The following is a 22,357-nucleotide window of genomic DNA, read 5'->3' as shown; positions in this document are numbered from 1 at the left end:
GCCCGAGCATATATCTTTCCATTTTTAAAAATAAAATTCCCAAAAATCGCCATTCAATTATCAATTTCAAAAATTTATAATACACCCATTCCATTTAAGCAAAAAATACGGAGCAAACAATGACCCCTTTATTCACCCCCTACACCCTAAACAATGGCGTGGTAATCCAAAACCGCCTTGTGGTCGCCCCAATGTCGCATTACAGTTCTAATCCTGACGGCACATTGAGCGAACAAGAACGCAGATTTATTGCCAATCGTGGACAAAATATGGGACTGTTTATCACGGCGGCAACGCTGGTGGCAGACGGTGGCAAAGCAGGCTATGGGCAACCTTATGCGATAGACGACAGCCATTTGGACAGCTTAAAGCAAACCGACCAAATCCTGCAAAATCAAGGCACAAAAGCGATTTTGCAACTTCATCACGGTGGTATGCACACCATTGCCGAGTTAAATGGCAAAGATAAAATTTCAGCCAGCACAGACTTGGCGACTGGTACTCGCTCGGCAACGGTGGACGAAATTCAAGGCTTAATTCACGCCTTTGCCAATGCAACCGATTTAGCCATTCGGGCAGGCTTTGACGGTGTGGAAATTCACGGTGCAAATGCCTTTGTGATTCAGCAATTTTTCTCACGAGAATTTAATCATCGCACCGATGAATGGGGTGGAAGTCTTGAAAATCGCCTGCGTTTGCCTTTGGCGATTGTGGACGCAATCGTAAAAGTGCGTGAAAAACACAACAAGCCTGAATTTATCATCGGCTATCGTTTTTCGCCCGAAGAAGCAGGCGAGAATGGGCTGACAATGGCGGATACTTTTGACTTGATTGATGCTTTGGTGGATAAACCATTGCAATATCTACATATTTCGTTGTGGGATTTTTATAGCAAGGCACGGCGTGGAGCGGATACAAACAAAACCCGCATTGAACAAATCCACGCATGCATCGGTGGTAAATTGCCACTCATTGGCGTGGGTAATTTGCTGACAGGCAAGGCGATTGAACAGGCGTTTGCCACAGGGTTTTGTGAATTTTTGGCACTCGGCAAGGCGGTAATGTTAAACCCAAACATTGCCACGCTGTTACAAGAACAACGCTATGATGAAATTGAAAGCGTTTTTGACCCCAAAAAACCAGACCGTTATAGCTACCCCGATTTGCTTTGGCAATATAATTGTGCTGGTGTTAATTGGTTTCCGCCTGTCAAAAGTTAGGAGTAATGATGTTATTGATTATTTAAAAATAAACACCGTCCAAATGAAAGTTTGGGCGGTGTTTTTTATTGATTTTGTAATATTTTTGCCTTTTCCAATAAAAAATCAATCCACACCTTAATCCGCCCAATTTTCTGGCTATTTTGCAAAAAATACAGATAAACAGGCGGATACTCTATCCAATGGTCTTCTAAAATCGGCACAAAATCCGCCCTATCTGCTTTCAGAGCGAGCGTACTTTCAAAAATCCGCCCAATCCCCAAACCTTGCCGTGTTGCGTCCACCATCAAATCCACTTCATCATTGACAATCAAAGACATCGGCATTTCAATGGGGGTGGTTTGTCCGCCTATCATCAATTCAAGTGGTAACAGACGGTTAGCCGTAATAAAACGGTAGCCAATCAAACGATGTTTGGGCAAATCCTTTGGCGTGTGCGGTATGCCGTATTGTTCAACATAAGATTTTGACACCATTAAACAATCTTTCATTGCTGGTAACAAAAGTTTTGCCACCACACCGTCTTCAATTTTGTCGCCAAAACGAATGCCCACATCAAAACCTTCTTGCACCACATCAACTGTACCGTCAAATACCGAAATTTCAAGCAAAACATCAGGATATGCCTGACAAAATTCAGCGTAAAACGGCTTAATGAGCAAATGATAAGCAAATCTTGGTACGGTCATTCGCACCAAACCTGACGGTTTTTGGCGTAAATCTTGAATGCTTTCAATGGCACTCGTTAAGTCTTTGATTAAAGGCTTGGTGTCATCATACAAACGCCGTCCTGCTTCGGTTAAAGTCAGCCTGCGTGTGGAACGATGAAACAACGACAAGCCCAATTCTTTTTCCAATGATTTTAGCGTATTGCTGACAGACGGCACGGAAAGCGACAAACTCTTGGACGCTTTGGAAATATTGCCCTGTTCCACAATGGTATGAAAAACCGTGAGATAACCGTAGAGTGATGGCGTTATCATTTTTAATTTTTCCCTAAAACTGATTGAGCGATTACCTATCTTATCATTAAAAATAAAAAAGGTATAATGTGTTTTATCAAATTGATTTTTTTTATTTTTTCGGAGTTTTTAAAATGTTAAAGCGTTTTTCTGTTGCTGTTATGGCAGGTGTTTTGGGGTTTTCGCAAATGGCGTTGGCGGACGCAACGAATGTCCAGCTTGCCCCCAAAGGCGAAATCAAGGGCAAAATTTTGGTCGTTGCATCAGGCATTAACGAGATGAAGTTTAAAGACGGTCGCCCCCACAAAACGGGTTATTATTTGGGCGAGCTGGCTGTGCCTGCCCAAGAATTCATTAAAGCAGGGTATCAAGTGGATTTTGCCACGCCAAACGGCACAACCCCTGCACTGGATAAAAATTCCATTAACTTGTCCATTTTTGATAACAATCCTGACAAATTAGCAGGGGCAATGGCGTTTGTGTTGTCGCACCCGTCTATGCAAAAACCGTTTAAATTAAATGAGATTGCTCGTTCTATCCGCACGCTCAATCAATACGATGCGGTGTATGTTCCCGGTGGACACGCCCCTATGGTGGATTTGATGCAAAACAAGGATTTGGGCAAAATTTTGCGTCATTTCCACGAAACAGGTAAAACAACGGCTTTATTGTGCCACGGCGGTGTGGCTTTAACTTCGGCTTTGGATAATCCTGTGGCATTCAGAAAAGCGATGGTTAAAGGCGACACCCAAAAAGCCCAATCTTTGGCAAAAAATTGGATTTACAAAGATTACAAAATGAATGTCTATTCCACCGCCGAAGAGTATGGCGTGGAAAATTGGCTGGGGGCAAAAATTGAATTTTATATGGAAGACGCTTTGCGTAATGCTGGCGGTAAAGTGATTGTGGGCGAACCTGATAAGCCGTTTATTGTGCAAGACCGTGAGCTGATTACAGGGCAAAATCCGTATTCTGACCATTTGCTTGCCGAGGCGGTGTTAAAAAGATTGGCAGAGCAAAAGGCAGGGAAGTTTAATCGGTATTGATTTGATGTTTTTGTAAAAACCCCGCCCAAGTGAACATTTGGGCGGTTTTTTTTATTTTAAAAATAAAAGTTTCAGGCAGCCTGAAAAAATTACTCCTTCAACGCACCCAAAACGAGTTCAAATGCCCTTGAATGATAGCCACGATTGGGATAATACGCATAAAAAGGCGGATAAATCATTCTATATTCGCCCAAAATTTCCACCAATTCGCCTGTTTTTAATTCATTTTCTATTTGCGATACGCCCACCAAACCAATCCCAAAATGCTGTTTAATCGCATTCAATAGATTGGCATTCATCAACATTTGGCTTTTGGGCGTATAAACCACCGTTTCGCCATTGACACAAAATTCCCAATCAATCGGCATTTTCTCTTTACCCAGTTGCAAATTGATTAAACGATGATTGTCCAAATCGGCAATCGTTTTTGGCATTGTTTTATTTTTCAAATAATTAGATGTGGCAACCCGAGTAATTTGCACCGCTTGGGAAATTTTAACCGCAATCATACCGTCAGCCACCGCATCGCCAAAGCGAACGCCCATATCAAACCCCTGCTCCACAATATCCACAAACCGATTATCGCTATAAAGTTCCACAAAAATATGCGGATAATCGGCTAAAAGTGGCGAAAGTTTCGGCAAAATCACGGTTTCTATGGCAAGCTGGCTGGCGTTAATTCGCACCGTGCCTGTGGTATTTTGTTGATTGTCCGCCAATTTTTCCAAGCCCTGCCCAATCGCCAAATAATGCGGTGCGATGTCGTTATAAAGCGATAAGCCTTCTGGCGTGGGCGATACGCTCCGTGTGGTGCGGTTTAACAGGCGGATATTTAAGCGGTTTTCAAGCTGGCTAATGCTTTGCGACAAGGCGGATTTGGATACGCCCAATTTCTCACCTGCTTTGGTAAAACTACCTGCCTGCACCACCGCAATAAATAAATGCAAATCGTCAAAATGGGGCATTGTTTGGTTTTCCTAAACAGTCTGTTCGTATTTTTGGGATATATTTTAACAAAATAACAGGTTAAAATACACGCACTATTTTTACTTGAATGGGAAATTTTATGAAAAACATTAATTTATCCAATGGCTTACAAATGCCTGTTTTGGGCTTTGGCGTGTATCAGGTTGAACCTGCCCAAACCGAGCAAGTGGTCATCAATGCCGTGAACACAGGTTATCGCCACATTGACACCGCCGCAGGTTATTTTAACGAAAGTGAAGTCGGCAACGGCATTCGCCAAAGCGGTATTGACCGCAGTGAGCTGTTTGTTACCACCAAACACTGGATTAGTGCCACAGGCTATGAGGCGACTTTGGGTATTTTTGAACGTTCTTTAAACCGCTTGCAAATGGATTATGTGGATTTGTATCTCATTCATCAGCCTTTTGGCGATGTGCATGGCACTTGGCGGGCAATGGAAGAGCTGTATCAAGCAGGCAAAATCCGTGCGATTGGCGTGAGCAATTTTGGTGCTGACCGTTTGGTGGATTTGACGGCATTTAATCAAATCAAGCCCATGGTCAATCAGATTGAAATCAATCCGTTTCATCAGCAAAATCAAAATGTCAATTATATGCAGGCGAACGATATTGTACCGACCGCGTGGGGGAGCTTTGCCGAAGGCAAATACGACATTTTTAACCACCCTATTTTAACCGAAATCGGCAAACCATACGGCAAAACCGCAGGGCAAGTTACACTTCGCTGGCTGTATCAGCGTAACATTGTTTCACTGACAAAAACCGTACGAAGCGAACGAATGGCAGAAAATCTCAATATCTTTGATTTTGAACTGACACAAAAAGATATGATAAAAATCGCCACGATGGACACGGGTGTCAGTGCATTGGCGACTTCGTTTCCGAGTTATTTTGACCATAGAGACCCTAATTTTGTCGAAATGATGATGCAGTGGAAAGATTGGGATTTGTAAGGTTGTAAGATTGGATAATGCCGTCTGAAAGAGAAGTTTTTTCAGACGGCTTTTTATTTTGGGGAAAACCTGCAAGCGATTGGATTTTTCTGATTTTTTACAAAAGTTTTCAGCCAGCCTGAAAAGCCATTCCGCCAGTCTAATTGTTCCAATTTTCTAAACAGTCTATTCGTATTTTGGTTATATATTTTAACAAAATAAAGGGTTAAAATATACGCATTGTTGGTTGCAACACCGCAATCTTACCGCCCTTAATTCTTGAATAATCAAAGGTCATTGCTATGTCAAACATTCTTATCGTGTCAGGACACCCTGATTTAAAAAACTCTATTGCCAATCGCACCATTTTGGATACGGTTGCCAATACTTTGCCCAATGTTCAAATCCGTAAATTGGACGAACTTTATCCAAACTTTCAAATTGATGTGCCAGCCGAGCAAGATGCCCTATTGTGGGCGGATGTGATTGTTTGGCAATTTCCCTTGCATTGGTACAGCGTACCTGCTTTGATGAAAAAATGGTTTGATGAAGTGTTTTTGCACGGCTTTGCCTACGGTTCAACCGCCAAATTACATGGCAAAAAACTGCTCTTATCATTCACAACTGCAGGTACACAAGCCGATTATCAAGTCAATGGCGATTATGAGCATAGCATTGATGAGTTTTTAACAGGTTTTGTGGTAAGTGCCGAATTTTGTGGATTAAAATGGCAAACACCGATTGTGGGTTATGGATTTTCATTCATTGACCCAACTGATGAAACTGCTGTGAATGCTCATAAGGCATTGGCAACACAATATGCCAATCAATTGATTGATGCTTTAAAATGATGGGAAGTAAAAATACAGCCTAATGGTAGTTGGGCGGTGTTTTTTATTTTAAAAATAAAAGTTTCAGGCTGCCTGAAAATCTACATCAACCAATTTTCAGACCTTAACCCTTCAACCCGTTCAAATTCTTTGATATTATGGGTAATTAAAATCAAATTTTGGGCAATGGCTTGACCTGCAATCAGCGTATCATACGCACCGATTGGTGTGCCTTGTTTTTGTAAGTTTGCCCGAATTTTGCCTGCGTGATAAGCGTCTTGACTGTTAAATGTCAGGGTGGGAAAGCGTAATTGGCTTAATTTATGCAAATTTTCATCAACCTTTTGGCTGTTGTATGCTCCAAATGCCAATTCAAATAACACAATGTTGGACAATGCAAAATCATTGACCGAATGCTTTTTCATTTGTGCCAACAAGCCTTGATGTTGTTTTTGAAAAGCGATGATGATATTGGTATCCAACAAATATTTCATTCAAAAACGCTCCAATCTCGCTCTTGTGGCACATCATTTTTTAGCTCCAAAATGGCTTGTTCCATTGTGTCATCAAAAGGTTCTAACTCATTGACCCAGCCCCAGTCATCGGCAATCGGCTCAATAATCACTTGATTGCCGTGTTTAAAAATGCGAACTTCTTTGCCTTCAAAACGAAACTCTTTGGGCAATCGCACGGCTTGGGAATTGCCTGTCCAAAATAATTTTGCGGTAGTCATTGTTTTCTCCGAAATAGCTATGTTTTGTATCTATTATGCAAAAATTAAGGGTAAAAAGCAAGGTTTTGAATGTTTTCAGACAGCCTGAAAACCTGATGTATCACCCCCAAATAATACCCAACTATCAAAATTATCAATTAGCCAAAATATCTGTAAATCGTTATAATTATTACCATTTCAAACAATCAGGTATCCTAAAAATGAACACCATCAAATCTCGTGCAGCGGTGGCATTTGCCCCCAACGAACCCTTAAAAATCGTAGAAATTGATGTAGAACGCCCGAAAAAAGGCGAAGTCTTGGTCAAAATCACCCACACAGGCGTGTGCCATACAGACGCCTTTACCCTATCAGGGGCTGACCCTGAAGGGCTGTTCCCTGTCGTCTTGGGACACGAAGGGGCAGGCGTGGTGGTGGAAGTGGGCGAAGGCGTTACCAGCGTGGCGGTGGGCGACAGCGTGATTCCACTTTATACCGCAGAATGTGGCGAGTGCGAATTTTGTCAATCTAACAAAAGCAATCTGTGCGTATCGGTGCGAGCCACGCAAGGGCAAGGCGTGATGCCAGACGGCACCAGCCGTTTTTCTTATGAAGGCAAGCCGATTTATCACTATATGGGCTGTTCCACATTCAGCGAATACACGGTGGTGGCGGAAGTATCGCTCGCCAAAATCAATCCCAAAGCCAACCCAGAGGAAGTCTGCTTGCTCGGCTGTGGCGTAACCACAGGCATTGGGGCGGTGCATAATACCGCCAAAGTTCAGGCAGGCGATAGCGTGGCGGTGTTTGGCTTGGGTGGCATTGGCTTGGCGGTGATTCAAGGGGCGAAACAAGCGAACGCAGGGCGAATTTTTGCCATTGACACCAATCCTGATAAATTTGCCCTTGCCAAAGAATTTGGGGCGACTGATTGCCTAAACCCCAAAGATTTTGACAAACCCATTCAACAAGTGCTGATTGAAATGACCAAATGGGGCGTGGACCACACTTTTGAATGTATTGGCAATGTGGAAGTAATGCGTTCGGCTTTGGAATCGGCACATCGTGGCTGGGGGCAGTCGGTGATTATTGGCGTGGCGGGGGCAGGTCAAGAAATTAGCACCCGTCCGTTCCAACTGGTTACAGGCAGAACTTGGAAAGGCACGGCATTTGGCGGGGTCAAAGGGCGTAGTCAATTACCACAAATGGTGGAGGACGCAATGTCGGGTAAAATTCGCTTGTCGCCCTTTGTCACGCACACAATGCCCCTTGATGACATTAACCACGCATTTGAGTTAATGCACGAAGGTAAATCTATTCGTAGCGTGATTCATTATTGATTTTAAAATAAAAATGCCGTCTGAAAATATTTTCAGATGGCATTTTTATTTTATTGAGTTAATATCTTTGACTATTTCTGAAAGTATTGAAGCCTTACAATACCATTCATTACTATCAAACAATATTGTTTTCCAGTAATGAGTGGTTTTGCATGTGTTTTGTTTAAGGTATAAAATACCATTTGTTAATATTGAACACTATCGTTTATTAGTATCAAACAAATTGTAAAAGGAGAGAGTGAATGCTCTTAAAAACAGAAATTGCACAAGCGGTTGAAACTCAACAACAGCAACTATTCACGCAAAAGACGTATCCTCGCCAGATGCTGGAAAAAATCAACATTTTGCCCAATTTTGCTTTGGTAGTGTCGGGAATTCGCCGTAGTGGAAAAAGCACCTTACTTGCTCAGCTGATTGAAAAGCAAGAACAAAATAACTATTTGTTTCTCAATTTTGATACGCCGAAGTTATTCAATTTTGAGTTTAATGACTTCGCTTTATTAGACGAAATAATCGCTGAAAAACCGCAGATCCAAACCCTTTATTTTGATGAAATTCAAATCATTGAAGGTCGGGAAGTTTATGTACGAGGCAAGCTGGATCAAGGTTTTCAAGTGGTGGTAACTGGCTCAAATGCCTCATTATTAAGCCGAGAATTGGGCACAAAACTCACCGGACGACATATTAGCAAAGAACTTTTCCCCTTCTCTTTTATGGAATTTTGTGAATTTCTAAGTAAAGAAAAAAAATGCTGAGTCAGTGAAAAATTATCTGCAACAGGGCGGTTTTCCGCAATATTTGCAATTTAATGAAGATGAAATTTTAAATAGCCTGATTAACGATATTTTATATCGGGATATTATTGTACGTTTCGGTATTCGAGATGAACGCTCTATGAAACGTCTGTTGCTGTTTTTGGCGGGCAATGTGGGCAACCTAATTACCGCAGGCAAGCTTAAACAAAGCCTTGAAGTGAAAAGTACCGCTACTGTGCAAGAGTATCTCTCGCATTTAGAGCAAACCTATGTGATTCAAACGTTACCGAAATTTGCCTATTCCTACAAAGTACAGCTTGCCAATCCGCGTAAAGTCTATTTTATCGACAATGGTTTGCAACGCGTAATTAGCCCGTCTTTTAGCCAAGATCTCGACAGAAAACTGGAAAATGCCGTATTTTGGGAACTGAGACGACAATTTTCGGAGATTTATTACTACAACGAAAATCACAAAGAATGCGATTTTGTTGTCTGCCAAAACAGCACGCCTGTGCAATTAATTCAGGTTTGCTGGCAACTCAATACCGAAAACCTCGCCTGGGAGCGAGACGGCTTGCTAGATGCAATGAGTTTTTTGGGGATTAAGTGGGGGACTATTATTACGCTGGATCAGACAGATAAAATGATTGAGGGTGATAAAACGATAGAGATTTTGCCTTTTTGGAAGGTGTTTGGGGAATGATGAATGCCGTCTGAAAAATTGGTTTCAGACGGCGTTTTTGTATTGAAAGAGCGGTGATTTCCTGCAAGTTTTATGGCTATACCCTAAATAACATTCCAATTTTAAAAGTTTTTATGGTTATAACCATAAAAAGTGATGACAGGTATCCGCTGTTCGGGTAAATCATACGGCAATGAAGCTGTTACGAGCGGAGCTGAACACATAAGAAATTGACTTCATTACCCACAAACAGAATGAAAAAATCTATATCCAAGTTGCCTACAAACTAGAAAGCGAACAAACCGTGCAACGGGAATTTTCTCCCCTGTAAGTCATTGCAGACAATCAACCGAAATCTGTGATCACGATGGATGATTTCTGGCAGGAAAATATTGATGGGATTGTACATCGGCATATCAGGGAGTTTTTGTTGGGGAAATAAGCAATTAACTATGCTCGGAATTAACTAGATTTTTGGTTTTGATGAGATGGGGGAAGCCCGCGAATATATGGCGAGTAATCAGCAGAGATTGAGAAAATTGTGGTGAGGGGTTAGGGGAATATGCCGTCTGAAAATGGGTTTCAGACGGCGCTTTTTCATTTTAAAAGCGATGATTGTTTGCAAGTTTTATGGTTATAGCCATAATAAAGTTAGATAGGCATTGTGTTAGCCTAATCTAGATTTAATTTATCTAAATTAACCCAGTTCCTCCATCTCTGATCTTTTTGGAACAAGCTTGGATAATAAATTTTTGTATTCAAATCATCAAATGATAAAGCATTATTTTGTTTTAGCTCATCAGCTATACAGACAGGTTGCATTCTAGATAAATGAAAATAAATGAACTTATCTAACTCAACGATACTACTAAACCAAAACTTGTTGAAATATATAATCTTATTTATTTCATTTTCAATAAAATCAGACCTTTCTTCATCTGTTATTAAGTCTTGAAAATACTTAGTTATAGCTCTGTCTAAGCTGCTTTTTTCAATTGAGTATTTACTATCAAAATCCCAATTTTCCCATTTTTGATATGCTAATTTACAAAAATAATGAATACTTTCTTGTTCAGCATGTTCAAAGAAATATTTTAAGCAATCTTGAATATCCTTAGGCGGAGTAGACAATTCCATGCTATCAATATAAACTTGAAATTGTTCTTGTGCCGCAGAAACTAAAAAACGTCCTAGCCCAGGTTGTAACCATCGGTATCTTGCTGGATATTTATTAAAAACCTTAAACCATTCAACTGGGCACTCATACCAAATTTCTGATAATTGAAATTGCTCTTGCTCTAATTTATTACGAATTAAATAGCCTAAATCCAATAATAATAGAAATTGTGCAAGCTGATTATTGGTTTTCAATGCAATGCTATGCTTATATTTTTCTGGGAGCAATGCCAACCAATAGAGAAGTTGCCAAATTCTTTTTTCATTATTAATAAGATTAAGTATTTCATTATTATGGTGTTCTGCGATAAATAAATATGTACTATGCCGGTGTAGAGATAATTGTCCACATATAGAAGATATTTGATAATGATTAGTTTCAATTTCTTTCCATTGGCAACTTTCTAGGGATATATAAAGCTTTTCTATTACTTCTCTTTCATTAATATGAGCATTGTGATTAACTAGTAAATTAGTATCTATACTATTTAGATAAGATAATGCTAATTTAGCACTAGACTCAGAAAACGCATAGCCTTCTTCATAGCTAATTTTCCAAAAATGTGGAATACAGCAAGTTAACTCAAAAGCAATTTTTTGATTTTTAGGCGTAGCTTGTTCATCTTGTAATATTCTTATAATCCAAGAAATACTTTTTATAAGTTGTTCTTTTTTTAATAGGCCATCTATGTAAATAATATCTTTCTGATAGTCTATGCTTTTAGGATAATATCCATCAAGAAATTGCCAAAAAAGTTCCCTTTGTTTCCATTGCCATTGTTCAAAGTTAAAATTACTTTCAAAGTATTGATATACTTCATCGGGTATTTCCCGAATAACATCGGACATTTTAGCCAAATTGAATATTGCTTTTACGGTTAACTGTTCTTGGATTTCCATATAATATTTTCCTCATTTACGATTGACTGTTCCCACATTTCTTCAAAAACATCAGCAATGATTTGTCCATCTTCTACTTCGTGAATGATATGATGGCTTGTTCCCAAACTGTTTACTGATGTTCCTAATGACCAAGCTCTAGCAGGATTATCTTGATTTTTTGGAAATATAATGAATCTGTCATGAAAGTCCCCTACCTTAGATTTATCAGCATTAAGAAATATTAAGTCTAGCCAACCTTTTTCAATAATGGCTTGTTCAAGCTCACTTTTGTATATTGTTTTAATGTTATGCTCTCCTAAAGTTTTTAACCCTGTCAGTGCTTTAATTGGAGTATTTGCATAAGGATTAAAAAATACAGTTTCTAATAAATCTTTAGAGTTCAAGTAAGGATCCCACAAATAAACTCCATTTTCACCGTATCGTTTAATTAACTCTCGAATAAATGCCAACGCTTCTTCACGCATATTCTGTTTGAACTGTCGGAGCTTTAAGGAATCACGTAATTCCTGTTTCTCAAACTTTATCAATCGATTTGCAACCCAATCACGATAATCTTTAGATGATTTACCTATCTGACTTTGTGAAGCTCGAACAAATATATTGATTCTTTGCTCTTGACCATTAGGCAACTTAAAAATTCTTTGGTTTGTTTCTTGAATACCAATGGAAAGATTCACACTTTCCACAAACGAAGGAATCACTCCACCAGAACAAATAATCTGCTTATCTTCATCCCAAATTGTATAGTATCCAATCCCATTAATTTGCTTAAAAGGAATTAGATTTTCTCCTAAAGTAAGATGTAACTTCTGAAAATCAATAATACTCCCATTGTTTCCTCTCCAAAAAACACCTGTTAAATTCAAAGGTTCTATGGAAGGATTGATAGATAAATTGGAAATTAACTGATGACTTTCTTTATCTATTCCTTTAATTTTAAAAGCAACTGATGAACAAGGAATTTGAACAATAAAATTACCTAACCTATCTGAATGACTACCTATTTTAATTGGTAAATGTTCTTGTAATTTTTCTGATATTTCCATAAGAGCTAAATGATTTTCCATTAACCCTTGAACATGCTCTTTACTCTCATCAAACCATTCAAAGAGATAAGAACCACTAAAGAAATTATTCTTTAATAAGCCTAAAAATTCATTTTTACCTTTTTCTAAGGCTGGAATATAAACTTTTGGAATACTCCTTAACTGCCCACAAGAAAGTGGTTTTTGTTGGCTGTTTTTCCATTGGCTATTATCCAAATTATTTACTCTATCAAGAAAATCATCTATAGAGAGAATGCTTCTAAAAATACCGAATTTAAGGGATTTATCTTTTTTTAGTTGAATAGGATTAGGCGTAAATTTTTCATCATTTACTAAGTCAAGTTCTAATTCTTGAGCGACAGCTAAAGTAAATATATTGAATGGCTGCTCTTTGCCTTTTATGCCAACAATTTCAAAAAGCTCAACGTATTTAAATAAGCCGATAGATGGCATTGTTAATATTTCTTTAATATCAACAAAACTCATTAATTTCTCCTTGATTAAATTTGTTTGATTCACCATTTAAAAAGCATTTTTTAATATGATAACTATTTGATATATTTAATAATTCCATTATCTATTTTACTTTTTTCCTAAAATAGAAACCCGTACAACGGCACATTCACCAGCCAATCCTGCTTCCTAAAATCCGCCATTGAAAAGCGTATCGCCTGTTCGGGTTGGAATTTTTCCACATACACTTTCAAACTTTTGGCTTTGAGATTTTCTTCCGCTTTGACTTCAATCGGGATTACGGTTTGTTTGCATTGCAACACAAAATCCACTTCCGCCGTGCCTTTTTCGGCTGCCCAGTAGAATACGGGGTTTTCTTGGGTGACGATAAGCTGTTGCAGTACATACTGCTCGGTTAAAGCCCCTTTAAATTCGGTAAAAATACGGCTGCCTTCTAACAGTACGCTTGCATCCAAATGGCTTTGCGCCGCCAGCAAACCTACGTCCAAACCGTATAATTTAAAGGCGTTATCTTGATAGGCAGACAATGGCAAATGAGGCTTTTTAATGCGTGGTACGCTATGCACCAAACCACTGTCTTTTAACCATTGTAAGGCGATTTCATATTCTTTGCTTCTTGCTCCTTTTTGCAAATTAGCATAAATAAATTTCTTATTTTCTTTGGCAAGTTGCTCTGGAATGGAATGCCAAATTGACCGTACTTTTTGTACGGTTTGCCCATCAAGAATGTGTTTGGAAAAATCTTGCTCATACGCCATCAATAAATTCTTTTGTATTTGGCGAACTTCATTGATATTTTGTGTTTCTACAAAAATTTTAACCGCTTCTGGCATTCCTCCCACAAAATAATACAGGCGAAGAAGTTCAATATAACTGGTTTTCATTGCTGTAATTAATGTCCAATCTTTTGATTGTAATAATTGCACCAAATTTTGTTTGTCAAGTGCCATTAAAAATTCGTAAAAATCCATTGGATAAAGCAATAAAAAATCCACTTTGCCGACAGGAAAAGACACTTGATGATGTAATGATACGCCCAATAATGACCCTGCCGAAATAATATAAAACTGCGGGGCATTTTCATAAAAATATTTGAGCGATGACAATGCTTGTGGCACTTCCTGTACTTCATCAAAAATAATCAGTGTGTTGTGGGCTTGAATGTCCACACCACTTTCAATTTTTAGCCCAAGTAGCAAACGATTGATGTCATAATCTCCTGAAAACAGCGTTTGCATTCTGGGGTTATTGTCAAAATTGATGTACGCCACTTGGGGAAAGGCTTGCTTACCAAAATGCTTCATTGCCCAAGTTTTACCCACTTGCCTTGCCCCTTGAATAATTAAGGGTTTGCGGTTTGGTTTTTGCTTCCAATGTTCCAAGGATTGAATGATTTTACGGTACATAATTGACTCTTTTTACGGTTTTAACAACCATTTTACAAGTAGAATTACATTTTTTCAAATGAAAATTTGTTATTTTTTACATTTTTATTAAGGAAAAATTGGTTGATTGCTACATTTTTTTGGTTAAAAATGAGATTTTGATTTTTCAGACAACCCAAAAACAACTTATCACAAACACTAATACCCACATATCACAATTATCAATTTTTATAATAAGGCAAATCCTTGTATAATAAGCCTTTTATTAACCAAACAACACAATGAAACTCTCCGCCCTAAGCCTTGTACCTGTCCGACAAGGACAAACGCATAAACAAGCCATAGACACAATGCTCCGCGAAGCTCGCCTTTGCGAGACGCTTGGCTTTGAACGCTATTGGATTGCCGAACACCATAACATCAACGCTTACGCCAGCACAGCCACGCAAATTTTGGTAGGGCAAATTTTGCACCACACCACACGCATTAAGGCAGGAGCAGGCGGTGTGATGTTGCCCAATCACGCCCCATTACTCGTAGCGGAGCAATACGGCACTTTGGCAACGCTGTACCCAAACCGCGTGGACATTGGCATAGGGCGGGCAAGGGGAAGCGACCCGATGACCGCCCGAGCCTTACGCAGACAGGCGACCAACCACGAGCAAGATGTCGCTGATTTGCAACGCTATTTTGGGGTGTATGAGCCACACGGTGTCAATGCCATACCTGCGATGAACACCCAAGTTCCGCTTTATATTTTGGGGTCTAGCACGGCAAGTGCTTATTTTGCTGCCGAGCGGGGCTTGCCCTATGTGTTTGCGTCCCATTTTATGCCAATGGAGCAAAAACAGGCGATTGCCATTTATCGTGAACGCTTTCAGCCGTCCGCCCATTGCCCCAAGCCTTATGTGATTATTTGTTGGAACATTGCCGTTGCTGATACGGACGAAGAAGCCCATTACAATAACAGCACGCTGATTCAACTGTTTTTAAACGAACAACGGGGCATTAACATTCCTATTCAGCCCCCTGTGGCACACATTGACTATTATTCCGCCGGCGAAGAGCAGTCAATTGCAATGCAAACGGCAGGGATTTTTATTGGTAGCAAACAAACCGTTGCCAAACAATACGCCAAGTTTCGCCAAGAATTTACAGGCGTGGACGAGATTATGTGTACAGGCTATATTTGGGACGAAGACAAAATGCACCAGTCGTACCGTTTATTTAAAGAGATTGTTGATGAATACGAAACCCAACACGGAGCAAACAATGAAACACCTAGAAACCTACCGCATTTTTAATGGCGAACAACAAATTTGGCAACATTTTTCAGACTGCCTAAATTGTGAAATGACTTTCGCCATTTATTTACCTGACACCGCCAAAACCGAGCGTTTGCCCGTGCTATATTGGCTATCTGGCTTGACTTGCACCGAGCAAAATTTCATTACCAAATCAGGTTTTGCCCGTTATGCCGATGAGCATAATGTGATTGTTGTCGCCCCCGACACTTCGCCACGCGGTGAAAATGTGGCGGACGATGACGCTTATGATTTGGGGCAAGGGGCAGGATTTTATGTCAATGCCACACAGGGCGACTGGGCAAAGCATTATCAAATGTATGATTATATTGTCAAAGAATTGCCTGCGTTGATTAACGAGCATTTCCCCACAAATCGCAAACAATCCATTTTTGGGCATTCAATGGGCGGACACGGGGCGTTGATGATTGCCTTTAAAAATCCTGATGTTTATCAAAGCGTTTCGGCATTTTCGCCCATTGTTGCACCCAGCCAAGTGGCGTGGGGACAAAAGGCATTTACCGCCTATTTGGGCGATGATAAAAATGCGTGGCAAGACTATGACAGCGTGGCGTTATTGGAAAAATATCGCCCCAATTTGCCCATTTTGATTGAGCAAGGCGATAAAGATAAATTTTTAGCCGAGCAATTAAAACCCGAACTATTTTGCCAAATGGCGGATAAATTGGGCGTGGCATATCAATTTAATTTGCGAGCAGGTTATGACCACAGTTATTATTTTATTTCTAGTTTTATTGGCGAGCATATTGCTTTTCACACCAAATATTTAAAATAAGCATAAAACAGATGCCGTCTGATATTTTGGACGGCATTTGTTTTCAGGCTGCCTGAAAATCAATCATCACTTCAACTAATACCTACCTATCATAATTATCCATTATCACCAATAATTCAAATCCTTTATAATACCCCTATTTTTTAACCAGTTAGGAACACAAAATGACCCACCCTGTAAAATCCTACGCCGCTTTTTCGGCAACCACCCCACTTGCCCCTTACGCCTTTGAACGCCGTGCTTTGCGTGAAGACGATGTTTTGATTGATATTTTGTATTGTGGTGTGTGCCATTCGGATTTGCATACCGCCCGCAATGACTGGGGTTTTACCCACACTTACCCCATTGTGGTCGGACACGAAATCATCGGGCGAGTTACCCAAGTTGGCAAAAACGCCCATAAATTCCAAGTGGGCGATTTGGTGGGCGTGGGCTGTATGGTCGATTCGTGCCGTACTTGCTCGCCTTGTGAGCACGGTTTGGAACAATATTGCGAACACGGCAACATCGGCACTTATGGCAGTTTTGACCGCTTTGACGGCACGCTCACGCACGGCGGTTACAGCACGGGCATTGTGGTCAGCGAAGATTTTGTGCTTAAAGTTTCTGAAAACTTGGACACCAAAGCCGTTGCTCCGCTATTGTGTGCAGGCATTACCACTTATTCGCCCCTACGACATTGGAAAGTGGGCAAGGGCAGTAAAGTTGCAGTGGTCGGCTTGGGCGGACTTGGGCATATGGCGGTCAAACTCGCTCACGCAATGGGGGCGGAAGTAACGCTATTTACCCGTTCGGCAGGCAAATCCGATGACGCTTACCGTTTGGGGGCAAGCCGTGTGGTGTTGTCCACCGATGAAAGCCAAATGAAAGCGGTTGCCAGTACCTTTGATTTGATTATTGATACCGTGCCATATACCCACGATTTAAAACCCTATATCCCCACTTTGGCATTGGACGGTACGCTGGTGCTGGTCGGCTTGGTTGGCGAACTGGAACAAACCATTAACACCGTGCCAATGATTATGGGTCGCCGTAGCATTTCGGCATCTGTGATTGGCGGCATTGCCGAGACGCAAGAAATGCTGGATTTTTGTGCCAAGCATAATATTGTGCCAGATGTGGAAATGATTGCAATGCAAGACATCAACACCGCTTATGAAAGAATGCAAAAATCCGATGTGAAATACCGTTTTGTGATTGATATGGGGAGTTTGAAGGGGTAATTTGGGGATAAGGGGGACACCGTCTTGGGAAAGGCGGTGTTTTTTTAGTAAAATGAGATTTTGGTAAAAATATGTTATAATTACACAGTCGGCACAATCTTAAATCAATATTTATTGTAAGTTATTTATGAAAATTTTTATACTATACCCGTCTTTGGCTTTGTTTTTGTTTTTATTAACAAATTGGTTGGGTAAATATTCCGAAAATTTAGGGTATAATCAAATTGACTTTATTGTAGATAAAGAAGGCTCTATCGCATTTAATTTTAGTTTAAAAATTCTTACATCGGTTGTTTTTATTATTGTTATTTCATCATTTTTTTATTTTTTAGGGTTTGATTATTATGTAAAAAATATATACCTAGTTGTTTGGTATTCTGTTTGTATTAGGCTTATTTTTAATATTTTTATGGATAGATACCATATTATCAATAAGCCGATTTATTTTTTTAATGCGTTTTGTATTTGTTTATTTAGTTATATAACATATATTTATATTATTGAGCCCAAAAAGCCTATAATTCCAGACTTTAATACTTTATCTAATGAATTATGGATAATTATATTGATATTTATTTATAACACGATAAACAAAATAGAAATATCAGAATCCGCAAAAGAAAAGAGATTGAGAAATTATATTTTAGTAAAGTACAAAAATATAAATAAAAAATATCAAAATATAATTAATGATAATTTGAATCAATTTATCCTTAGAGAAGATTACCAACATTTTGTAGATACAATAAATTTAGATAATAAAGAGATTTTTATTGAAAAAAATAAAAAGTTTTTAGAATTTTTAACTTATTCTGTTATAATTTTTGAAAACTTCAATAGACCTTTTTTGTTTAGAAAAGTAGAAAATTTATTTGCAAAATACACTCAATATGGTCAAACACTTGGTATAATGCAAGTATCAACCAATGAGATATTAAGTGATTTAGATAGCATAAACATTGGTATGCAAAAGATATTTGATAAATATTATCAAGAATTAACTTCTAATGGTCAGCACCCCTATCAAATCTTAGATAATATAATATTTGATTATAATCAAAATGACATATATCAATACTCAATCTTAAATATAATGAGAATTTTATCGAAAAAAATATATGGTTCAGATATCTACGAAGAATGGTGCCAGCAAATTTACATATTAAATAATGGGACAGATGGCGAATAAGAAATAAATATGGGCTGGTTATAGATTAAACCAGCCTTTAAAATTCAATTAACCCAAAATCCAACTTAACTTTGGTTTTCATCAGATTGTACTAATGGGAAAATTTTTAAGTATAACCCCACCTTATACCCACCCATAACAACTCTCAATTTCTCAAAATAACTCAAATCCCTTATAATATCCTTTATTTGCAACCCCAACCAAAACCATTAGGCATTTCCCCTAATGGTTTGATTTATTTAATCAACAATGAAACTTTTATTGAAAAAAATCCTGAAATTCACCCTAGCCACTTTGGGCATACTCGCCCTGATTGTGGCGATTTTGGGCGTGATGTTGTACCGCAATTTGGGCGATTTGCCTGACGAGAGCCGTTTTGCCCATTTGCCCTATTATAAAAACGGGCAATTTACCAATCTTTATACCGATGATTTGCCCTATTATCCCGACAAAGCGACTGGCAAAGGCGGTTTTATTCGCCACGATGGTTATACACCGAATGGTCGTTTACCGATGATTTTATTGGATAAAAACAGTTTCAGGCAGCCTGAAAACTTTGCCTATTATTGGCTTGGGCACGCCACCGCCATTTTGGAATTGGACGGACAACGCTTTTTGACCGACCCCGTGTTTGACAACGCCAACCCTTTGAATTTGCCCCTGATTGCCCCTCGTTTTCAAGAAGCCCCAATCCGTCGTGAAAACCTGCCCGACATTGATGTGGTGCTGATTAGCCACGACCATTACGACCATTTGGAAGCGACCACCATTCGTCATTTGGCGGACAAAGCAAAACGCTTTATCGCACCGCTTGGTGTGGGGGCAAGATTGCAGTCGTGGGGCGTGTCGTCTGAAAAGATTATCGAACTCGGTTGGGGCGACAGCACGATGGTTGGCACGGTCAAACTCACCGCCGAACCGACCCAGCATTATACTTCTCGTTGGGTAAATGACAGGAACAAAACCTTATGGGCGTCTTTTGTGCTAGAAGGGAGCAAACGGCTGTATTGGAGCGGCGACACGGGTTACGCCCAGCATTTTAGCGACATCGGTAAAAAATATGGCGGATTTGACATCGCCTTTATGGAAATTGACGCGGCGAATGCAGGCTGGCCAAAAACGCATATGTTCGCCCATCAATCAGTGCAAGCGACCCTAGATTTAAATGCCAAAAAAATCGTGCCAATGCACTGGGGCGTGTTTAGTCTTGGCAGAAATCCGTGGTACGAGTCCATTGATAATGCGGTAAAAAGTGCCAAAGAACAGGGTCTGCCCATTGATGTGCCCAAAATGGGCGAGAAATATGCGGACGGTTTTGTGAATGATAATTGGTGGGAAGCGAAACATTTAAGACGCGAGTAAACCAAGCCCATTTTTCAAAAAAATATACAGAAAAATGGGTATAATGGTTTGAATTTTATTCATCATTAAGTGAACACAATGCAAGAAAATCTATTCACTTTAATCAACATCTACCTTCAAAAAGTTGAATTTTGTGTAGCAGAATTTCAAAAAACCTTTGGTGACATTTACCCCATCAAGGCTTGGAGAGACAATCTGATCGCCAGAACAGGTCAGCTTAATCATGGTTTGTCGTATGAATTTCACGGCATAGGTTGCACTTTTTTACTTAACGATGAATATTTTGTGGATTTTGACTTTACCCCTGATTTGGGACACAACGGCTTTGATTTGTGGCGATTAAAACAATTTGTTTTAGACAACAATGATGTAAACATCACCAAACTGTATCCCGACATTGATTTATTGGAACGCGATTTTCATCAAGCCTTATCCAATCATCGGATTATGCCGATTGCCCATTCTCGGCTTTTTCGTTTAAATCAGGACAAGGCGACAGCGACTGCTGTGTACACCTAGTACATAGTGTAGAAATAAACCGAGTTGTTTACACAACAGGTTGAGAAAAATAAGCTTGTAACACTTCAAATGGCGTATCGCCATTTAAGGAACTGTGCGGCTTTACAGTATTATAAAAATTCACAAAACGACATAATTCCTTTTGCCGATGCAATGGATCAGTAAACTCTGTTTTCTCATACCACATCTGCATAATCGTTCGTATTACGCGTTCCGCTTTGCCATTGGTTTGTGGACGTGCTGGGCGAGTGAATTTTTGATTGATATTGTTTTCAAAACACGCCACACCAAACGCATGATTTGCCGCACCTTTGTATTCACTACCATTATCTGAATAAATGCAGTCAATTTGGTATGGGCAAGGCTCTATGACTTGTTCAGTTAGAAATTTAGCCGCACTTGTAGCAGTTTTATCAGGCAAAATGGCAGCATACAACTCACGAGAAAAATCATCAATAGCAACAAACAGATACTCACGTTTATCCGTTGCTTTTTGTCCTTTAAGTAAAGGTAAGCGTTTGGTATCTACATGTACCATTTCGCCAGGATAAGATTTATTGTATCGTTGTGCTTGCTTTTTGAGTTTCTCTTGAATTTCTCGTTCTACTTTGGCTAATCGTTTCATACCGTATTTTGCTTGTTTGAAACGATTGTTGGTGCTGTTTTGCGGTTTAAGTAGGCGAAGACGAGCGGCTTTCAGTACACGATAAATGGTTTGGCGACTAACCATAAAACGGCGAGCCAGTGAAGTAACGCTTTCTTTGTTTTGCGTATAAGCTAGCCAAATGGCTTGACGATGGTGTGGGGTAAGGCGAGTGTTCTTATGGATATTCATGGCAGTATTGTCTTTCAATACTGTAAACAACGCTAGTAATTTCTACACTTTACTTTATTTGGGTCTTGTTCTTTGTATGTGGTGGTCTTTTTTTACATGTGATACCCATTCTTTTGAGTGCATAAAAAATGGCTGATTTTGAACAATTAAAAAGTTCAGCTATTTCATGTAAATAAGCATCAGGGTGTTGTTGCACATATTCAGCCAATTTTTGACTGTTTAATTTATTTGCATTTTGTCCCTTTACTTGATGATTTAAGCTGCCTGTTTGCTCTTTTAAGCGTATCCATAGGTAGAGCGTATTTCTGGATATTTGGTAAGCTTGGGCAACTTTACTGATATTTTTGCATTGTTCATAATAATTTAATGCTTTATTTCGCAGTTCAGTTGAATGTGCCATTTTTTAAATCCTAGAAAATAGGGTATTGTACTATTTTATTTTGAATTGACTATAATAGAAAAGTTGGATTGCCGCCTACGCGGTAATGATGGTGTAGTTGATATAGTGAATGCAATTTAAACCAGTACAGCGTTGCCAGCTCCCTTATATACTAGGTGTATACGGCGGTCGCTGTCGCCTTGTCCTGATTTAAATTGAATCCACTATATTTTTAGGGGTTTTGCAAAGGTTTCAGCCTTACAGTGCACGACAATTTTTTGAAGTTGCCACTAATCTGTTC

General features: G+C 39.4%; 21 protein-coding genes and 1 pseudogene. 13 read left to right on the top strand and 9 right to left on the bottom strand.

The features are described from left to right. Positions 1-119 precede the first annotated feature (119 nt). Positions 120-1,220, top strand: a complete 1,101-nt coding sequence (locus MIS45_RS07925; RefSeq protein ID WP_249450133.1) for an NADH-dependent flavin oxidoreductase — start codon at positions 120-122, stop codon at positions 1,218-1,220. Between the two features lie 65 nt (positions 1,221-1,285). Here MIS45_RS07925 and MIS45_RS07920 read toward each other — a convergent pair whose 3' ends face one another. Further along, the gene (locus tag MIS45_RS07920; protein WP_249450132.1) at positions 1,286-2,203 is read right to left on the bottom strand and encodes a LysR family transcriptional regulator; all 918 of its coding nucleotides are present in this window, start codon (positions 2,201-2,203) and stop codon (positions 1,286-1,288) included. 113 nt (positions 2,204-2,316) lie between these two features. On the opposite strand from MIS45_RS07920, the gene MIS45_RS07915 reads away from it, so the two are divergent. Beyond that, positions 2,317-3,228, top strand: a complete 912-nt coding sequence (locus MIS45_RS07915; protein ID WP_249450131.1) for a type 1 glutamine amidotransferase domain-containing protein — start codon at positions 2,317-2,319, stop codon at positions 3,226-3,228. Between the two features lie 89 nt (positions 3,229-3,317). Here MIS45_RS07915 and MIS45_RS07910 read toward each other — a convergent pair whose 3' ends face one another. After that, positions 3,318-4,193 (bottom strand): LysR family transcriptional regulator, encoded by an 876-nt coding sequence (locus tag MIS45_RS07910; RefSeq protein WP_249450130.1) that lies wholly within the window; start codon positions 4,191-4,193, stop codon positions 3,318-3,320. Between the two features lie 101 nt (positions 4,194-4,294). Here MIS45_RS07910 and MIS45_RS07905 point away from each other — a divergent pair, with 101 nt between their 5' ends. Together MIS45_RS07905 and MIS45_RS07900 are read left to right on the top strand one after the other, a co-directional pair. Next, on the top strand, positions 4,295-5,167 hold the full coding sequence (locus tag MIS45_RS07905) for an aldo/keto reductase (protein WP_249450129.1): 873 nt from the start codon (positions 4,295-4,297) through the stop codon (positions 5,165-5,167). Positions 5,168-5,448: 281 nt separating this feature from the next. Next, the gene (locus tag MIS45_RS07900) at positions 5,449-5,997 is read left to right on the top strand and encodes an NAD(P)H-dependent oxidoreductase (protein ID WP_249450128.1); all 549 of its coding nucleotides are present in this window, start codon (positions 5,449-5,451) and stop codon (positions 5,995-5,997) included. Between the two features lie 80 nt (positions 5,998-6,077). On the opposite strand, the gene MIS45_RS07895 is transcribed toward MIS45_RS07900, so the two are convergent. Then, positions 6,078-6,470 carry a type II toxin-antitoxin system VapC family toxin gene (locus MIS45_RS07895; protein WP_249450127.1) on the bottom strand — a complete coding sequence of 131 codons (393 nt, stop codon included), beginning with the start codon at positions 6,468-6,470 and terminating at the stop codon, positions 6,078-6,080. Further along, positions 6,467-6,709, bottom strand: coding sequence for an antitoxin (locus MIS45_RS07890; RefSeq protein WP_249450126.1), 243 nt, complete (start codon positions 6,707-6,709; stop codon positions 6,467-6,469). The genes MIS45_RS07895 and MIS45_RS07890 overlap by 4 nt, the downstream gene beginning before the upstream one ends. A 200-nt stretch (positions 6,710-6,909) precedes the next feature. Here MIS45_RS07890 and MIS45_RS07885 point away from each other — a divergent pair, with 200 nt between their 5' ends. From MIS45_RS07885 to MIS45_RS07875, 3 genes are all read left to right on the top strand, one after another. Beyond that, a complete protein-coding gene (locus tag MIS45_RS07885; RefSeq protein ID WP_430472145.1) occupies positions 6,910-8,028 on the top strand; it encodes an S-(hydroxymethyl)glutathione dehydrogenase/class III alcohol dehydrogenase in 1,119 nt (372 codons plus the stop codon). Between the two features lie 242 nt (positions 8,029-8,270). Beyond that, the gene (locus tag MIS45_RS07880) at positions 8,271-8,783 is read left to right on the top strand and encodes an ATP-binding protein (RefSeq protein ID WP_249450125.1); all 513 of its coding nucleotides are present in this window, start codon (positions 8,271-8,273) and stop codon (positions 8,781-8,783) included. 4 nt (positions 8,784-8,787) lie between these two features. Next, on the top strand, positions 8,788-9,486 hold the full coding sequence (locus MIS45_RS07875) for an ATP-binding protein (RefSeq protein WP_249450124.1): 699 nt from the start codon (positions 8,788-8,790) through the stop codon (positions 9,484-9,486). 651 nt (positions 9,487-10,137) lie between these two features. On the opposite strand, the gene MIS45_RS07870 is transcribed toward MIS45_RS07875, so the two are convergent. From MIS45_RS07870 to MIS45_RS07860, 3 genes are all read right to left on the bottom strand, one after another. Next, positions 10,138-11,541: a hypothetical protein gene (locus tag MIS45_RS07870; RefSeq protein ID WP_249450123.1), complete on the bottom strand. Its 1,404-nt coding sequence runs from the start codon at positions 11,539-11,541 to the stop codon at positions 10,138-10,140. Continuing rightward, the gene (locus MIS45_RS07865; protein WP_249450122.1) at positions 11,520-13,076 is read right to left on the bottom strand and encodes a VPA1262 family N-terminal domain-containing protein; all 1,557 of its coding nucleotides are present in this window, start codon (positions 13,074-13,076) and stop codon (positions 11,520-11,522) included. The genes MIS45_RS07870 and MIS45_RS07865 overlap by 22 nt, the downstream gene beginning before the upstream one ends. 107 nt (positions 13,077-13,183) lie before the next feature. After that, entirely contained in the window at positions 13,184-14,470 is a 1,287-nt protein-coding gene (locus MIS45_RS07860) for an ATP-binding protein (protein WP_249450121.1), read from the bottom strand. 260 nt (positions 14,471-14,730) lie between these two features. Here MIS45_RS07860 and MIS45_RS07855 point away from each other — a divergent pair, with 260 nt between their 5' ends. From MIS45_RS07855 to MIS45_RS07830, 6 genes are all read left to right on the top strand, one after another. Next, positions 14,731-15,753: an LLM class flavin-dependent oxidoreductase gene (locus MIS45_RS07855; protein ID WP_249450120.1), complete on the top strand. Its 1,023-nt coding sequence runs from the start codon at positions 14,731-14,733 to the stop codon at positions 15,751-15,753. After that, on the top strand, positions 15,722-16,549 hold the full coding sequence (gene fghA / locus MIS45_RS07850) for an S-formylglutathione hydrolase (protein ID WP_249451359.1): 828 nt from the start codon (positions 15,722-15,724) through the stop codon (positions 16,547-16,549). The genes MIS45_RS07855 and fghA overlap by 32 nt, the downstream gene beginning before the upstream one ends. 164 nt (positions 16,550-16,713) lie before the next feature. After that, entirely contained in the window at positions 16,714-17,772 is a 1,059-nt protein-coding gene (locus MIS45_RS07845) for an NAD(P)-dependent alcohol dehydrogenase (RefSeq protein ID WP_249450119.1), read from the top strand. Positions 17,773-17,899: 127 nt separating this feature from the next. After that, the gene (locus MIS45_RS07840) at positions 17,900-18,961 is read left to right on the top strand and encodes a hypothetical protein (RefSeq protein WP_249450118.1); all 1,062 of its coding nucleotides are present in this window, start codon (positions 17,900-17,902) and stop codon (positions 18,959-18,961) included. A gap of 261 nt (positions 18,962-19,222) precedes the next feature. Then, positions 19,223-20,323, top strand: coding sequence for an MBL fold metallo-hydrolase (locus tag MIS45_RS07835; protein WP_249450117.1), 1,101 nt, complete (start codon positions 19,223-19,225; stop codon positions 20,321-20,323). Between the two features lie 78 nt (positions 20,324-20,401). After that, entirely contained in the window at positions 20,402-20,842 is a 441-nt protein-coding gene (locus tag MIS45_RS07830) for a DUF6896 domain-containing protein (protein WP_249450116.1), read from the top strand. A 28-nt stretch (positions 20,843-20,870) separates the two neighbouring features. Here MIS45_RS07830 and MIS45_RS07825 read toward each other — a convergent pair whose 3' ends face one another. Both MIS45_RS07825 and MIS45_RS07820 read right to left on the bottom strand, forming a co-directional pair. After that, on the bottom strand, positions 20,871-21,677 hold the full coding sequence (locus MIS45_RS07825; RefSeq protein WP_249445581.1) for an integrase core domain-containing protein: 807 nt from the start codon (positions 21,675-21,677) through the stop codon (positions 20,871-20,873). 47 nt (positions 21,678-21,724) lie between these two features. After that, a pseudogene (locus tag MIS45_RS07820) lies at positions 21,725-22,077 on the bottom strand (IS630 family transposase); the annotation flags it as partial. Positions 22,078-22,357 lie beyond the last annotated feature (280 nt).

It is taken from the genome of Wielerella bovis (genome assembly GCF_022354465.1).
Lineage (GTDB): Bacteria > Pseudomonadota > Gammaproteobacteria > Burkholderiales > Neisseriaceae > Wielerella > Wielerella bovis.
This window is presented reverse-complemented; position numbering and strand designations above follow the sequence as displayed.

Bases quoted from the DNA above. Each gene is read 5' to 3' on its own strand.
- MIS45_RS07885 (WP_430472145.1), top strand. From the start codon at position 6,910: ATGAACACCATCAAATCTCGTGCAGCGGTGGCATTTGCCCCCAACGAA.
- MIS45_RS07900 (WP_249450128.1), top strand. From the start codon at position 5,449: ATGTCAAACATTCTTATCGTGTCAGGACACCCTGATTTAAAAAACTCT.
- MIS45_RS07855 (WP_249450120.1), top strand. From the start codon at position 14,731: ATGAAACTCTCCGCCCTAAGCCTTGTACCTGTCCGACAAGGACAAACG.
- MIS45_RS07845 (WP_249450119.1), top strand. From the start codon at position 16,714: ATGACCCACCCTGTAAAATCCTACGCCGCTTTTTCGGCAACCACCCCA.
- MIS45_RS07840 (WP_249450118.1), top strand. From the start codon at position 17,900: ATGAAAATTTTTATACTATACCCGTCTTTGGCTTTGTTTTTGTTTTTA.
- MIS45_RS07865 (WP_249450122.1), bottom strand. From the start codon at position 13,076: ATGAGTTTTGTTGATATTAAAGAAATATTAACAATGCCATCTATCGGC.
- MIS45_RS07910 (WP_249450130.1), bottom strand. From the start codon at position 4,193: ATGCCCCATTTTGACGATTTGCATTTATTTATTGCGGTGGTGCAGGCA.
- MIS45_RS07920 (WP_249450132.1), bottom strand. From the start codon at position 2,203: ATGATAACGCCATCACTCTACGGTTATCTCACGGTTTTTCATACCATT.
- MIS45_RS07915 (WP_249450131.1), top strand. From the start codon at position 2,317: ATGTTAAAGCGTTTTTCTGTTGCTGTTATGGCAGGTGTTTTGGGGTTT.
- MIS45_RS07870 (WP_249450123.1), bottom strand. From the start codon at position 11,541: ATGGAAATCCAAGAACAGTTAACCGTAAAAGCAATATTCAATTTGGCT.
- fghA (WP_249451359.1), top strand. From the start codon at position 15,722: ATGAAACACCTAGAAACCTACCGCATTTTTAATGGCGAACAACAAATT.
- MIS45_RS07905 (WP_249450129.1), top strand. From the start codon at position 4,295: ATGAAAAACATTAATTTATCCAATGGCTTACAAATGCCTGTTTTGGGC.
- MIS45_RS07860 (WP_249450121.1), bottom strand. From the start codon at position 14,470: ATGTACCGTAAAATCATTCAATCCTTGGAACATTGGAAGCAAAAACCA.
- MIS45_RS07880 (WP_249450125.1), top strand. From the start codon at position 8,271: ATGCTCTTAAAAACAGAAATTGCACAAGCGGTTGAAACTCAACAACAG.
- MIS45_RS07830 (WP_249450116.1), top strand. From the start codon at position 20,402: ATGCAAGAAAATCTATTCACTTTAATCAACATCTACCTTCAAAAAGTT.
- MIS45_RS07825 (WP_249445581.1), bottom strand. From the start codon at position 21,677: ATGAATATCCATAAGAACACTCGCCTTACCCCACACCATCGTCAAGCC.
- MIS45_RS07925 (WP_249450133.1), top strand. From the start codon at position 120: ATGACCCCTTTATTCACCCCCTACACCCTAAACAATGGCGTGGTAATC.
- MIS45_RS07895 (WP_249450127.1), bottom strand. From the start codon at position 6,470: ATGAAATATTTGTTGGATACCAATATCATCATCGCTTTTCAAAAACAA.
- MIS45_RS07890 (WP_249450126.1), bottom strand. From the start codon at position 6,709: ATGACTACCGCAAAATTATTTTGGACAGGCAATTCCCAAGCCGTGCGA.